Origin of the sequence: Cyanobium sp. Cruz-8D1 (assembly GCF_024345975.1) — a bacterium.
In the GTDB taxonomy this organism is placed as follows: domain Bacteria; phylum Cyanobacteriota; class Cyanobacteriia; order PCC-6307; family Cyanobiaceae; genus Cyanobium.
Genome location: NZ_JAGQCD010000002.1, coordinates 26929 through 40015 on the forward strand (window position 1 = coordinate 26929; position 13087 = coordinate 40015).

Sequence of the window (13087 nt, forward strand, 5' to 3'; positions counted from 1 at the left end):
ATCTGCAGCCAGGATAGAGCTACTGCTTAAGAAAGGAACGCCGAGATCGGAATCCTCTACCCAAGATCTCGACTCGCGTCCAGCGTGGTAAATGCCGTCAATACCATTTGAGCATAGCGATGCAAGTTTCTCCTTTGGATAGGGCAACTCCTCTAGCTTGATTCTGGCTTCGAGAGCCCCAGACATATAGGGATTGCAGTCCAGCCGCAACCCATCACGGGAAATCCAAGAACTGGGGATGCTTTTTGCCTTCATGTCTATGGCCGAGCATGTTGAGCCAGAAATGCAAGATAAGCCTCAGCAATTCTGGGTAAATCGTCGTCCAAAGTCTTTTCCTTGCGTCGCAACACACGCACCACGGACTCCCCAGCCACCTTCACTCGCTCGCGATATTCCTTCTCGACGATTAACTCCTCACCGTCAGGTCCTCGCTTGTAAAGCGTGTTGCCCCTTCGATCAAAGCCAACCTTTTCGGCAACAGCCATGAAGACCGGATAGTCGACCTGCTGGCCGAGATCCTCGGCACGGATCTCATCGGCAGTCTTTTTCTTCAGGAAAAGCAGGCTGGTCAGGATGTTGACGTTAGCTTCCACGATGAACACCTCTACGGGCAGATCAATGCTGGCCAATACCCACGAGTGCCTCAGGATCCACCATCGGATGTACTCATCGCCTGGGTTGCCGAGGATCCCATCAGGTAAAACGATGCCCATCCTTCCTCCTGGCTTCAGCCAGGCCAGGGCACGCTCGATGAACAGTACCTCTGGTGCCACACTTCCCTGGAGCCGTCCGGTGTTCCGGAATCCACCATCCTCAGTGCGCTCCCAGATGTAGGCAAGCTCGTAGTGCCTCAGGATATTAGGGTCCGTAATCGGGATATCCGATCCAAAGGGCGGATTGGTCATCACCACATCCATCGTGCCCAGATCTGCCTTCCCCTTGGCCTCCGCAACGCCCTGCAGATGGCCTGCAGGGAACTCGAGTGAATTCATGCAGAAGACCTGGGCCTGTCCGTTGCTTGCCATCAGAATGTTCATCTGGGCAGCTCGGACCAGAAAAGGATCAAAGTCAGCCCCGAACAATTGATGTTCAGCAAAATGGATCAGCTGTTCTTGGATCGAGAGAAATTCTTCTGTTGACTCATCTCCACTCGATACATGAGCTTTGGCGTGAAGAAGACGGTCCACATGTTTCAGCGTTGACACCAGGAATCCGCCTGTTCCACAGGCCATGTCCATGACGCGCTCATGGGGCCTTGGATCCAGGATCTCTACAACCAGATCCACAGGTCCCCTTGGTGTGAAGTACTGACCCCGGTCGCCGCGGATATTGTGCTTCACCAGCTCTTGGTAAGCAGCACCTTTGGCATCTAAGGCAGTGCGGCCCAGGTCGTACTTGGCGAGCTCACCCACAATGAAGGCCAGGGCCCGATCCGACAGTTGCAGCCTTGGCGGGTTGTCGCGGAAGACTGTGTCTTTGTATTTTTCGGCGACTTCATCGACGAGCTGGGTGACCCGCTCACGGATCGCCTTCTGCCCCTCAGGTTCAAACTGTTCATCGACCCATTGCTTTTTCCCATTCACCTCCTTCTCAAAGGCTCCCACCCAGAAGCGAGCCGGCTGATCCTTGGGGCGACGCTCATCATGCAGCTTCGCAAAGATCAGATAGAGGAATTGCCAGAAGGCTGCATCCTTCGGCATCCCTTCGTTGCCGTGAATATAGTTATGACAGCGTTTGAACGCCGTCAGCAGCATATCTCGGTCGGCGCGCCGCAGCCTTTGATCAGATGCGACAGTACGACTCCCCAGGGTTCCATCTGCAGGAGGCCAGTCGCCTATGGGCTTGAACTTAGTGTCAAATCTTGAGACTTCCTTCTCAAAGAAGTACATGTCTAGGCCATTGGTCCAGAGACCCCACTTGCAATTTGCCGCCTCTTCCTCTCCCATGGCGGCGTAGAGCAAGCCGAACTCCTTTTCGGCTTGCTTGTGGTCGCGCATTCTGTAGGCGCCTTTGCTTCCTGTCTTCGGCTCCTTATCGCAGATGACGATCCGCTCAAGGTAATCAAGATTCTTGGGCTGGCCCGCTTCGAAGATGGCAATGTCAATCTTTTTGCTGCGTCCTTCCACCTTCATCTTGAAGTCCGGCACCATGTCATCGACTGAAATGCCATACTCATGAAATAGAGCCCTTGCAATCCGCTGCCGTACCTGTTCTTTTGGCGTGTCCTTGACTGGGTTGCCAGTGATGTAGTCGAGGAGCTTGCCCTCCTCCAGGGAATCAATCTCCTCTTTCGTCTGGGTCGAAAGATCGTCCAGTTCCAGGTCAGGCATTGGTGCTGGTCTCCCCTAGCTCTTCGTCGGTACTGCTGGCTGCCCCTCCTGCTCGTACCCAGTCGTCCACGTCGTTCTTCTTGAACTTCCAGAAGCGACCGACGCGATACCCCGGCATCCCCTTGGTGGTGACCCAGGCATAGACAGTGTCCTTGCTGACGCCCAGGTAGTCGGCCATCTCGTCGACGGCGAGCCAGCGGTCTTCGATGGCAGAGCTGTCCAGGGCATTTCCGCAGAGTTCCCAGCCCTGCATAGCAGCGGCACCCTCGCGGCCGCAACGGTTCTGACACGATTCGACCCTGTTTGGCCGGATCTGGTCGGATTCAGCGGGATCCTTCCTTGCCCGTGGCGGTCTGGCCAGTGCCCGGCCTGCGAGGCCCAGGGCTATGCCCCCTCCTCGGTGGCCACCATCCAGACCCGTTTCAACGGCAGGGCAAGCCGGATCTCCTCCGGAAGCTCGGCGTAGTGGGCAAAGAGCTTCTCCAGCAGCTCCTTGCGGCTCCAGAGGCGCACCCGGAAAAAGTCCCGTGCGAGCTCTTTCTGGACATTGGGCCGGAAGCCGCTCCAGCTCACGAACAGGCAGGTCTCTGCACCGAACTTCTGACCGGCGCCGATCAGCTTGTCGACTGTGGGCCGATCCACCGGATCCGAGCCTGACTTCACCTCCACGCAGATCTGCGGCTTCCCGAAGCCCAGCTCACCCCCGCCGGCCAGGATGTCGGCGCCGCCATCTGCGCCTTCTGGGCTGCGATAGGTGGTGTACCCCTCCGCCTGAAGGATCGCTTCCACCAATAAGGCCAGGTCGTGGCCTTTGAAGCGGGCCTCGATCAGCCGCTCGATGCGATCGGCCGCCAGTTCTTCGAGGTTGACGTTCGCTGCATCTGCTGCCTCCTCGCTATCGGCGCTTCCTTGGAGGCCTGCCGGCATGCGCGGCGCAGAATCCTTCACGCCCTCGGCCTGCCAGTTGCGTGCGGCCATCGCCTTGACCCGCGCCTCAGCGTCATTGCGCTGGATTCGGCAGATGGTCATGAACGCCCCAAAGGAATAGAGAAGGTCCTGGGGGAAGACGGTGCGGGGGATCAGGCCGCTGAACCAGTTGATGCTGCGCCAGTGGTAGTAGGGGTTTGGTCCGGCCGACTCAAAGCAGTAGTCGCTGGTGATCTCGCCGAAATAGAGGCCCGACTGCAGCTTCGAAGGCATCACCACCCAGTCGCCGATGACCATCTCCTTCACAAACGGCCAGACCTGGGAAGACCAGTTGACCAGGGCCTTGGCCTTCTCTTCCGGGAAGCGCTCCTCCAGAACTCGAATCAACGCCTGCCGATCAGGAAGCGCCCCCAGATCCACATCCAGGCCATCCCAGGCCACATACACCCGGCTCTCATCGAGGAACTTCTGCTCGTGCTCGCCGCGGGAGCCGGCGCGGATCAGCCAGAGGGTCATGGCGTCTTACCTCCAGTTCTATGCAACCGCACCGCCTCCTCGTACTCCGCTCCGATCCCCAGCCCTGAGTCCTCATCAGGCATCAGCCGCTTCATGCCCACGTGGATCAGGCAGGCCAGGGCCAGGTCGCTCCAGGTTCCTGTGAGGGTCTTGAGGCTGCGGGAGGTGCCGGGCTCGTTGATCTGCAGACCCCCCTGGCCCACGGCCGCCACCTCGCTGAGCACCGCCATGAAGCGCTGCTGGTCCATCCCCTCGAACAGCTGCAGGGCCTGCAGGCAGTAGCTCACCGCGTCCTGCCGCAGGCCATCGGGCTGGTCGGCCCGCAGGTCGCGTCTGGCGATGCTGCTGCGCAGGTCCTTCGCCTTGTCTGCCAGCTCGCCGTAGGGCTGGGCCTCGATCACCCGCAGCAGCAGCCGGTCGGCCTCGTCGCGGTGCTCGTCTGGATCCAGCTCCAGTAAGGCCTGGGCCAGGTTGATGGTGGTGATCAGATCGTCCGGTGCCACCGCCAGGGCCTGGCGGAAGCGTTCGATCCCGGCGGCCAGGGCCCCGGCGATCACCAGCAGGCTGCCGAGGCTGCGTAGGGCAAAGGCGTTATGGGGCTCCAGCGCAATGGCCGCCTCCAGTGCCTGGCGGGCTTCTGCCCGATCGCTCTGGCGTAGGGCTGCCAATCCCAGCGCAACCTGGGCATTGGCCTGGGCGTGGGCATCGCCGGTGTTGGCGACCACCGCCCGGCGCAGCAGCAACCGGGCTTCCTCCAGCCGGCCCTCCTCACTGGCGAGCACGCCCAGGTTGTAGAGGGCCTCGGGGTGCTCGGGCTGCAGCTGCAGCAGGGTCTCCAGCAGCGGCCGGGCCTCATCGAAGCGCCGCTGCTGCAGGAGCGGGCCGATGGTGGCCATCGCCGGTGCCTCCGGTGCCGCGGGCTCCCAGGCCACCTCGATGCGGCCGGCGGCGAACACCACCGACAGCTGCCCTCCCATCGACGCATACGACTTCTTGAAGTAGTCGGTCACCGCCCGGTGGAACGCCTCGCTGCCAGGGGTGCGGCTGCCCTCCGGCAGCAGGGAGGCATCAAAGCTGGCCTCTTCGATCGAGAACGCCGTGCCTTCCATCAGGGCGTCTTCCAGACGTACCAGCGGGAGAGGCCCAGCTTCTCGGCCCAGCCATCGACGATCTCCCGATCTGGATCAGCAGTGGTGGGCTCGGCGCGGGTGATGGCGATCAGCTCCTTGGCCAGCGCCTCAAACCCTGCCGCCTGATACGGGATCGCCAGCGGTGGGATGCCCACCAGCTCGGCGGCCTGGAAGGCATAGGCGGCGTTCATCGCCCGGCTGGCCTTCACCACCTCGGCGGGGCTCATCTTGTCCACCTCCGCATTGAGGCAGGGCACATTCCCTTGCACCTGGCTCTGCAGCACCACGGCCTGCAGGCCCCGCAGCTCCGGCACCTGCTCGAACAGCCAGCGGTCGGCCCACAGCCCCGGCCCCGTGGAGCGCAGCTGCACCATCAGGCCGTCGTAGAAGCGCAGCCCCGCCTGCCTGGCCTGCGCCAGCCCGAGGCGCCCCTTGAACAGCTTCTCCACCTGCGAGACCACCTTCTCCTTGGCCTCCCGCTTCTCGGTGAGGTTCACCCGCTGCTCGGGGGGCACCTGCACGATGCGCAGCAGCAGGGCGGCCTCAAAGGCCACGTGGTAGCTGCTGGCCTCATCGGCATCGCGATAGGCGATCACGTGCGCCTGATACTCCGGCGTCGCCGGCCGCAGCGTGGCCAGGGTGCTCAGGTCGCTCTGCTGGGCAACCGCGACCGGCAGGCCGCTGGACTCCTCCACCTGCTTGAGCAGGCGGTTCACGGCCGGCAGGAGCGCATGGGCAGGCATCGCCGGGCCAGGGGGAGAGCAGGGCCCCACGGTATCGGCGCAACCGAGGCAGGCCCCCGGGAGCTCAGCCGAAACCCTTCGCTGGTCCCCGGCTGCCCGGCGGCAGGAGCGGAATCTCGATCACCGCCCCCTGCTTCACCGGGTAGCCCTCCATCTCCAGGTGGATGTCGCTGCAGACCAGGGTCAGTCGCGGCTCCAGCTCCAGGGCCTCCATGAACACCAGCACCACGTCCTTCCCTGGACCAGCGGCATCGGGATGGCGCTTGACGTCCTGCTGGAACCGCAGGGCCGTGAACTTCTTGAGGTCGGGCCGGGCCGAGAGCACGTTGGTGCGCAGGAAGCGGCCGTTGCCGTACTCGGTCTGGTTGACGAACGTGTCGTAGGGCTCGTCGCCATCAGGCCCAGGCAGCTCGTCCTGGGTGGTGATCCGGATGTCCTTCACGGCAGGGGGGTGTGTGGCGTGCACCCAGCATCCGTGATCCGGTCAGGATGGGTCACGCCCTCCAGCGAGCAACGTGAGCGCATCCCTGCAGATCGGCGACACCGTTCGCTTCACCAGAGCTTTCCTGCAGTCGTTGGCCATGGTGAGCGGCCCTGAGGCCCCCACCAGCAGCGGACCCTTCGCGAGGGGCACGGTGACGGCCATTGCGCCGATCATCCCCAACAGCCCGATGGTGCTGGCAACGGTGAGCTGGGCCGATGGCGTCACCACCCAGGTGAACGTGACCAACCTCGAGATTCAGCCGGGCAACCCGCCGCTCACGCCTCGATGAGCCGGCTGACGCCTGAATCGATCCGGGCCAGCCAGGCGGAGCTGCCGCCGATCGGCACGGTGATCACCGAACTGCGCCGCCAGGACCCTTACATCCAGCAGGAGCAGCACCGCTACCGCTCGCCGCGGGGCTTCCAGCACTGGGCCAATCACCTGGCCTATGCCGCCCTGATCGAGGCGGGCCTGCAGGTGATGGACGAGCTGGATGACCCGATCGGTTTCTGGGCCGCCACCACCTGCCGCTGGGCCCGGATCGTGGAGGCCCCGCCTCGTTTCCTGGCGCCGGAGCTGGCCGAGGCCTTCCGCCGCACACCATCACCCCGGCTGGATGACGAGCTGCCGCTGGTGCTGCCCTGCTTCCGGCTGATGCTCCCCGATGGCGCCCTGTTCACAGAAGACGGGGTGCCGATTCCCGTGGTGATCGTGGCCGACCTGCGGGCGATGGCCGACTGGCTGCCGGCTGAGGCCAAGCGGATCAGCGGCATCAGCTGCGTCGGCCTGGCCCTCGATGGCACCAGCTACCTCACGCGCCATTCCTTCCAGCAGATCGGCGAACGCCTGTCCACCGTGGAGGACCTGAGTCATCCGGCCTGGCAGTGGGATGAACAGGCGGTGCAGAGCACCAATCAGCGGATGGAGGGCTTGGCCATCAACGCCCTGCTGGTGCAGCTCTACCAGCCCGAACTGCTCACCACGGGCCCGGCAGCGAAGGTGCCGAGCGGCAAGGGCTTCTCCGCTGGCAGCACGGATGACTCTGGCGCCGTGACGCCCCAGGGGCCGGTGTGGATCGGCAAGGACTTCCGGCTCGATCGCACCCCCAGGGCCCCATCAGAAGGGCCAGCGGCTGGGGCCAGCAGCAGCATGTCCCGCCGGCCTCATTGGCGCCGCGGCCACTGGCACACCGTGCTGCATGGCGAGAAGCGTCAGAGCCGGCGGATGCAGTGGTTCCAGCCGGTGTACGTGGGGCTGAGCTGAGCACATCGACCCGGACGCGACCCACACCCCCGATGGAGAAAAGCCGGCGGGGATGCCGCCGGGCAACAACCTCAGAGCACCTGCACCCTGGCCTGGTGCCCGAGCACCCGCTGCTGATTGGAGGCCAGGATCAGCGCCTCTTCTCGGGGCACGTAGTGCGGCTCAGCCGAGATATGCCCCTCGCGATCGAGGAAGAGCACCCTGAGAAGCCGGCCAGCGGCATCAAGGAGATGCACCGAGATGACGCGGATCGGGCAGGAGCGGCTGAGGGAAGTGGCGGCCATGGCTGTGCTGGCGAACGACACCGCCGTCAAGCCCCGGCGCCGCCTGCGCCGCGCAAGGGGCGCGGAGCGCAGCGCAGCGACTCGCGTCAGCCCTTGCGCGGTGCGCAAGCCGGGGCAGGCCGGGTGGCGTGATCGCCAGCGCCATGGACCCAGAACCCATCAAATCGTCAGCCTCAGACGCAAGACCAGTTAGGTGTGCCGTACTGCCCCCAGTCGGACGAACAATGCAGCCAACGCATAAAAATGACGGCCCAGAGAGACAGACTCAGCCTTCACCGCAACTGAGTGGACACATCTTGGATCGTCACACTATCTCAGTGTTGGTCTAGCGAGATTTTTTCAAGACCTATTGCGCCGCAAGGGATCTCAAGAATTCAGGATATTTTGGGTTACACGGGCCCGTAGTGCGCAGCCGGAAGAACTCGTGCACGGGACATTCACAACGCGCGAGTCTAAGCACCACGGCCAAATTTTCGCAACATTTCACAACGTTCGGCGCTTTGCCACCACCCCTGGTGGTATCGCCGCCTTGCACACCCCATCGGTGCTGCCAAACTGATTGGACCCCCGACAGGGACTGGCTCGGCTCGGTCTTCCGGGCAGGGAGCTCTGGGTCTTTCCAAAAGGAAAGGCCCAGGGGCTTCTACCTCCCTGAGCCTCCCCTTGAAGGGCGCTCCTTCGTCAAGAGCTGCTTCATGCTGACTCATCAAAAGCCGGACAGCGAGTCCGGCGTTCACAACTCGTCAATGGCCTACGGCGCCTTGACAGTTCCTGCATCGAGCTTCTCGATGCATTCCATCGCTGGTTTGGAAGGCAGCCTCTGCTCTTCTGTACAGCACTTGACCGCTCCGGCATGGGGGTGGCGGTGATGCCTGCGCCCCAGCCGACCCGCTGTTACCTGTACAAAATCGAGGCATTCGGCGTCTCAGCTACGGGTGATCCCTATGCCGATGTGACGCTGATCCATCCTCAGGGGAAGACTCTCTCTGCTCAGGCCTACCGCAGTTGCTTTGGCGACCTCGATCAGCTCCCTGCCTTCGTGGGGTCTGAGGTGAGCCTGCAGGTGACACCCTCGGGTCTACAGCTCAGTCCCTTGGCAGAGCAGGCACTGCCTGGCCTGGAGGGCTCAGTCGATCCGGCGCCTGACCAAGGCCTGACAGCGGAACGACCGATCTTCAATTCCGATTGCGCGTTCTTTCCCCCCGAGGCAGACCCTGCCGAGCCGCCTCCCACCCCAGGCAGCTCCACAATCCCAACCGTGCAGGAAGTCGCCGCGACTGTGGCCCGCCTGGCCAGGGACTTTGAGCTGCCCACCGTCATGTGGGTCCACCTGCCGATTCGGCATGACCGCTTCTCGGATCAGCAGCGGTGCCCCCAGAGGCACCACGCGCCCCCTGAGGCCTGGTGAGCTGATGCAACCGCGCCGACTGCGGACTACGCCGCCACCTGCTGCTGCACCAGGTAGGCCTCAATCCAGTCGTGGTGGCACCTCTGGTTGATCCGATCAGCGATGGTCACCGCTTCTTCTGGCACCTGGAACCGCTTGCGGAAAGCCCGGGTCAGGCTCTCCAGCTGGGGCCGGGGCAGGGCCCGCAGGCTGCTGTGGAGGTGCTGGATGGTCTGGGCATCCAGGGCCGCCTGGCCGGGGTCGGCGGGGGCCTGGGGATGTGAGGCCGAAGCCGTGGCCTGAGGGCGGCCTTGGGCCAGGGATGCAGTGGCGGAAGAGGGTGTGCCTGCCGCCGGTCGGCCCACTGGTGGCTGCTGCCCGCCTGGCCGCTGGGGCCCATCACCTTGGCTCCCGGCGCTGCTGACCTGCCGCTGCGCCTTGTCGTAGAGGGCGAGGCCAAACGGGTTTCCGAAGGTCATCAGCGCTCGCTTCATGGCGTCGGTCTCGGCCTCCTTGAGGGCAGACTCATGGGCCTGCCCCAGGTCCACGTCGATGCCGTGACCGGCGCCGCTGCCCTCACGGACCAGAGGGGGCAGCCCACCGGCGGTGACGGTGACGCGCACGCGAGCGGTGTAGGTGACGCCCCAGCCGGGCTTCTGGTCCCGGCCGATCGCGCGTTCGGCCTGGGCGACGCAGCGGACGGCGATGGTCTGGCGCTGCCAGCCATCGAAACCAAAGATGCGGTTGGCCTCGGCGATCACCTGCCACCCCTCCAGGTAGCTCACGCGGCTGCGGCCCTGCTCCCTCTGGCGGACGTTGGCCCGATCGAGCGGGGCGGAAAGAGCGGCGAGCTGCTCGGGGGAGAAGCCGGCAGGCGGAGCCTGGGGGGCTTCCGGTGCCGAGGTGGGCGCTGGAGCCTCCACGGCGCGATCGACGGAGCGGATCAGCTCCAGAGCCGAGGGCGGCCTCTGGACAGGACGAGGAGCAGCAGGGCTGCTGGTGGTACTGGCCCCGTTGGTGGAAGGAGCGGCGACGGTCATGACGGTGGACGCAATGGTGTGAGGAGGAAGGAGAAGGGGCCCGGCTGCACCACCGGAACCCCACATGCGGGGGGCTATGGCCGTCAGTGGATGCGCCAGGAGCGGCGGGAGATCAGCTGGGCGCCGGTAATCTGCTGGCCTGCCTTGAGAGCCGCCTTGATGGCGGTCTTGTCGGCCGAGAAGTTGGTTTTGACGCAGAGCCACTCGGGATCGAGCAGGGCCTCGTTCTCGATCTCGACCGCCTGCGACTTGCGGCTGCTGAGCTCGTGGTTAGGGAACGAGAAGCGGGTGGCCCTGGGCTGCAGCCGCGTGAGGACCAGGACCAGGGAGTCCTCCAGGGCATCGGCTCGGCCTGCATCGGAGCGGGCCAGATCGCTGAGGCGTTTGGCCTGCTGCTGGCGGTAGGCGGCCTGGCCGCGCAGGTGCTCGATCACCCAGCAGGTCGCATCGGCCTTGGCTGAGAGGGCCTGCTTGTTGCCTTCTTCTGCAAGCAGGGCGGCCTCCAGCTCTGCGAGAGCCAGGGCGCGCTGCTCAGGGTCATCCGTTTCCAGCTGCTCGGCCAGCTGGCCGATCGCGGTGGTGAGCTCCTGGGACTCGATGCCCAGCTGCCAGAGGGAACCGGAGCGCTGGAGGGAGCAGGCAGGACCAGAGGCTTCCGGGGCCGAAGCAGGGGCGGCAGCGGAGGGGATGGGAGTGAGAACGGCCATGACGGTGAGAGGAGAGACAGGGAATGGAGAGGAGGCGCGACAGAACGCCAAAGGCTTGTGGTGACTGATCAGGAGCGGGGAACACCAGCCGGAACGGCCCAGAGCCCGGCCGACGTGCTGACCTCGGCCACTGAGATCGGCACCGGCGAACGGGAAGCCATCCGGCGGGCCTGCTGCACGAGCGAGGCGGTGCCAACGCCACCGGGGAACGCCACCACCAGCACCGAGGCGATCGAGACCGGGGAGGTGTGGGCCACGGCCTGGGCAATGGCCTGCTCGAGCAGCTCCCGATTACGGATCGGCCCAGCCGCCCGGCCATGCCGCTCCCACCGGGCCGGCATCACCACGGAGGACCAGCCCAGCTGGTGGGCAGCGCGGCCAATAGCGGCATCGGCACCACGGGCCCCGCCATGGAGCAGCAGATGCACCAGCCGGCCGCCACTGCGGGCGAGCAGCTCAGCAGCCACGCGCTGATGAGGCCAGGCCAGATCACGGCCGCCCCCGGCCGCGATCACCAGCGAGCGGGCCGGAACGATCTCCGGCCGCGATTGAATACATAAAGCCATGGATTCAGTTGCCAGAAAGGACAACTGATCGGGGCATCACAACCGCTTAGGAATACGCAGCTGTGATGGCGAGACCAGGGATTAGGTTGCCGCCGGCGATGGGCTCTGGGCCTTTGGCGCAGCCCTTATTCTACCAGTACAAACACACTCTCTGGCGGGCAGAGCGACTGCCGGGCAATGGATCTGCCCAAAGCAAAGGCATTCGCTGGCGGCCTTGGAAACTGATCAGCAAGACCGCCAGATTCAGCCCTGTATGCCCAGCTGGCCGCGCAGCCGCGCGAGGAGGCCTGGGGCCCACCTCTGCCCCCATCGATGCGGGCGAATGCCAAGCCACCGCAGCCGCGGGGGAGGAGCCATGCCCACCACCTCACCACCGGCCCCGGAGCGGAGGGCGGCGGCGGCTGGCCGATGCACGCCACGGCGCAGCCGTGGCACGCTGAAGGACGGCCGTCGCCGACCGGACGCACTGCTGAAACCGCGGGGGGGGGTCAGACGTTGGATAACTCAGCCCGCCAATCTCTGGGGTGCTCTGGATTCAACTTTCAGATCTTGCTTGTACCTCGCGGTCTTTGCGAAGGATTGCCAAGGGCAGAGGAATACTTGGCTTGCGTAAAGAGAACGCCCTTCACAGAGCAGCCCACGCCCCTTCGCCTTACGTCCGCCGGCTCCAACTTGCGCCTTCTCACAACAGGGGAGAAGGCCAAAACCTTCTCACAGACCTTCTCACATCCAAGCCTGAAGGAATGTGAGACTCATTGCGTCACATGCGGTCCGGCCAATCAATCGAGAAGCTTCCCAAGCTGAACGTCGCCGGTTCGAGTCCGGTCACCCGCTTTTAGTCCAGGGCCGAAAATGTTGTCGCTCAAGCGATCGGCTCGCTTGGCACTCGCTGGCGGCATGCCAGAGGTTGACTGGGGGTGAAAGGTGATAGTAACGACTGGTTCAACCTTCTCACCGTGCTTCTCCCTGCTGGGTCGTTTCATTGTCTGAGCTGAACTTCCACCCGTGTGGAGTCAGCTGAGTCTCGATGCCTCAGCAGGATCGACGGAGATCATCAGCTCCACTGCCCAGCAGTTTCCGTGTTGACCGTCCTTGATCGGTCCGGAGCACCGCACAGGATCGACCGAACCCGAGACCTGACAAGCGACCTAAAATCCTGACTTGACCTGGTCTGACCCGCTGATGGTGCACCGCGTGCTGAGCGAGACCGCCGTAAGCATCTCGGAACACAAGAAAAACCCCATGGCCACCGTGGCGGCCGGTGAAGGGATGGCGGTCGCGGTGCTCAACCGCAACGAGCCGGCCTTCTACTGCGTTCCGGCCCGGGCCTACGAGGAGTTGATGGATCTCGTGGACGACCTGGAGCTGGGCCGCATTGCCGATGCCCGGCTGGCGGATGGGCAGGAGCCGCTGCGGGTCAGCCTCGATGCCCTGCGAGCTGGCCTTTCATCCCGAGGCCCTGCGGGAATGGCAGACCTTGACCGCAGGGATTCGGGAGCAGTTCATGAACAAGCTGGCCGAACGGCTGATCGAACCGCGGATTCCCGCCAGCAAGCTGCGGGGCTCCAGTCATCGCTACAAAATCAAGCTCCGCGCCGCCGGTTTCCGTTTGGTCTACGACGTGCGGGATCGCGATGTGCTGGTGCTTGTTGTGGCCGTGGGCAAGCGGAAGCGCAAGGCTGGCTATCGCCAGGCCGATCAGCGCTGAAG

Annotated in this window: 13 protein-coding genes and 1 pseudogene; 4 read left to right on the forward strand and 10 right to left on the reverse strand. The window is 64.2% G+C overall.

Features of this window, described 5'->3' with window-relative positions; all coding sequences use genetic code 11:
- Positions 1-257: 257 nt before the first annotated feature.
- The 6 genes from KBZ33_RS01625 to KBZ33_RS01650 form a co-directional block, all read right to left on the reverse strand.
- Entirely contained in the window at positions 258-2330 is a 2073-nt protein-coding gene (locus KBZ33_RS01625) for a methylation-associated defense system DNA methyltransferase MAD2 (protein ID WP_254950180.1), read from the reverse strand.
- Positions 2323-2583, reverse strand: a complete 261-nt coding sequence (locus KBZ33_RS01630; protein WP_254950178.1) for a methylation-associated defense system helix-turn-helix domain-containing protein MAD1 — start codon at positions 2581-2583, stop codon at positions 2323-2325. Before KBZ33_RS01630 ends, KBZ33_RS01625 begins: the two co-directional genes overlap by 8 nt.
- Before the next feature lie 131 nt (positions 2584-2714).
- Positions 2715-3773 (reverse strand): restriction endonuclease, encoded by a 1059-nt coding sequence (locus KBZ33_RS01635; protein WP_254950176.1) that lies wholly within the window; start codon positions 3771-3773, stop codon positions 2715-2717.
- Positions 3770-4882: a tetratricopeptide repeat protein gene (locus tag KBZ33_RS01640; RefSeq protein WP_254950174.1), complete on the reverse strand. Its 1113-nt coding sequence runs from the start codon at positions 4880-4882 to the stop codon at positions 3770-3772. Before KBZ33_RS01640 ends, KBZ33_RS01635 begins: the two co-directional genes overlap by 4 nt.
- Complete coding sequence (locus tag KBZ33_RS01645; protein ID WP_255011451.1) at positions 4882-5619, reverse strand: hypothetical protein; 738 nt, start codon at positions 5617-5619, stop codon at positions 4882-4884. The genes KBZ33_RS01640 and KBZ33_RS01645 overlap by 1 nt, the downstream gene beginning before the upstream one ends.
- A 91-nt stretch (positions 5620-5710) precedes the next feature.
- The gene (locus KBZ33_RS01650; RefSeq protein ID WP_254950170.1) at positions 5711-6088 is read right to left on the reverse strand and encodes a hypothetical protein; all 378 of its coding nucleotides are present in this window, start codon (positions 6086-6088) and stop codon (positions 5711-5713) included.
- A gap of 73 nt (positions 6089-6161) precedes the next feature.
- On the opposite strand from KBZ33_RS01650, the gene KBZ33_RS01655 reads away from it, so the two are divergent.
- Positions 6162-6419 (forward strand): hypothetical protein, encoded by a 258-nt coding sequence (locus KBZ33_RS01655; RefSeq protein WP_254950168.1) that lies wholly within the window; start codon positions 6162-6164, stop codon positions 6417-6419.
- Positions 6416-7393, forward strand: coding sequence for a hypothetical protein (locus KBZ33_RS01660; RefSeq protein ID WP_254950166.1), 978 nt, complete (start codon positions 6416-6418; stop codon positions 7391-7393). Before KBZ33_RS01655 ends, KBZ33_RS01660 begins: the two co-directional genes overlap by 4 nt.
- Positions 7394-7464: 71 nt before the next feature.
- On the opposite strand, the gene KBZ33_RS01665 is transcribed toward KBZ33_RS01660, so the two are convergent.
- From KBZ33_RS01665 to KBZ33_RS01680, 4 genes are all read right to left on the reverse strand, one after another.
- Complete coding sequence (locus KBZ33_RS01665; RefSeq protein ID WP_254950164.1) at positions 7465-7677, reverse strand: hypothetical protein; 213 nt, start codon at positions 7675-7677, stop codon at positions 7465-7467.
- Between the two features lie 1434 nt (positions 7678-9111).
- Positions 9112-10104, reverse strand: a complete 993-nt coding sequence (locus KBZ33_RS01670; RefSeq protein WP_254950162.1) for an RAD52 family DNA repair protein — start codon at positions 10102-10104, stop codon at positions 9112-9114.
- Positions 10105-10187: 83 nt separating this feature from the next.
- Positions 10188-10811: a siphovirus Gp157 family protein gene (locus tag KBZ33_RS01675; protein ID WP_254950160.1), complete on the reverse strand. Its 624-nt coding sequence runs from the start codon at positions 10809-10811 to the stop codon at positions 10188-10190.
- Between the two features lie 68 nt (positions 10812-10879).
- Complete coding sequence (locus tag KBZ33_RS01680; RefSeq protein ID WP_254950158.1) at positions 10880-11377, reverse strand: DUF2493 domain-containing protein; 498 nt, start codon at positions 11375-11377, stop codon at positions 10880-10882.
- 1182 nt (positions 11378-12559) lie between these two features.
- On the opposite strand from KBZ33_RS01680, the pseudogene KBZ33_RS21770 reads away from it, so the two are divergent.
- Together KBZ33_RS21770 and KBZ33_RS01685 are read left to right on the forward strand one after the other, a co-directional pair.
- Positions 12560-12811, forward strand: a pseudogene (locus KBZ33_RS21770) (type II toxin-antitoxin system Phd/YefM family antitoxin); the annotation flags it as partial.
- Positions 12804-13085, forward strand: a complete 282-nt coding sequence (locus tag KBZ33_RS01685) for a type II toxin-antitoxin system RelE/ParE family toxin (RefSeq protein WP_254950156.1) — start codon at positions 12804-12806, stop codon at positions 13083-13085. The pseudogene KBZ33_RS21770 and the gene KBZ33_RS01685, both read left to right, overlap by 8 nt.
- The last annotated feature ends 2 nt before the right edge of the window (positions 13086-13087 follow it).

Excerpts from the sequence above, each read along its gene's own strand:
- KBZ33_RS01625 (WP_254950180.1), bottom strand. The coding sequence starts at position 2,330 with ATGCCTGACCTGGAACTGGACGATCTTTCGACCCAGACGAAAGAGGAG.
- KBZ33_RS01630 (WP_254950178.1), bottom strand. The coding sequence starts at position 2,583 with ATGCAGGGCTGGGAACTCTGCGGAAATGCCCTGGACAGCTCTGCCATC.
- KBZ33_RS01635 (WP_254950176.1), bottom strand. The coding sequence starts at position 3,773 with ATGACCCTCTGGCTGATCCGCGCCGGCTCCCGCGGCGAGCACGAGCAG.
- KBZ33_RS01640 (WP_254950174.1), bottom strand. The coding sequence starts at position 4,882 with ATGGAAGGCACGGCGTTCTCGATCGAAGAGGCCAGCTTTGATGCCTCC.
- KBZ33_RS01660 (WP_254950166.1), top strand. The coding sequence starts at position 6,416 with ATGAGCCGGCTGACGCCTGAATCGATCCGGGCCAGCCAGGCGGAGCTG.
- KBZ33_RS01665 (WP_254950164.1), bottom strand. The coding sequence starts at position 7,677 with ATGGCCGCCACTTCCCTCAGCCGCTCCTGCCCGATCCGCGTCATCTCG.
- KBZ33_RS01670 (WP_254950162.1), bottom strand. The coding sequence starts at position 10,104 with ATGACCGTCGCCGCTCCTTCCACCAACGGGGCCAGTACCACCAGCAGC.
- KBZ33_RS01675 (WP_254950160.1), bottom strand. The coding sequence starts at position 10,811 with ATGGCCGTTCTCACTCCCATCCCCTCCGCTGCCGCCCCTGCTTCGGCC.
- KBZ33_RS01680 (WP_254950158.1), bottom strand. The coding sequence starts at position 11,377 with ATGGCTTTATGTATTCAATCGCGGCCGGAGATCGTTCCGGCCCGCTCG.
- KBZ33_RS01685 (WP_254950156.1), top strand. The coding sequence starts at position 12,804 with ATGCCCTGCGAGCTGGCCTTTCATCCCGAGGCCCTGCGGGAATGGCAG.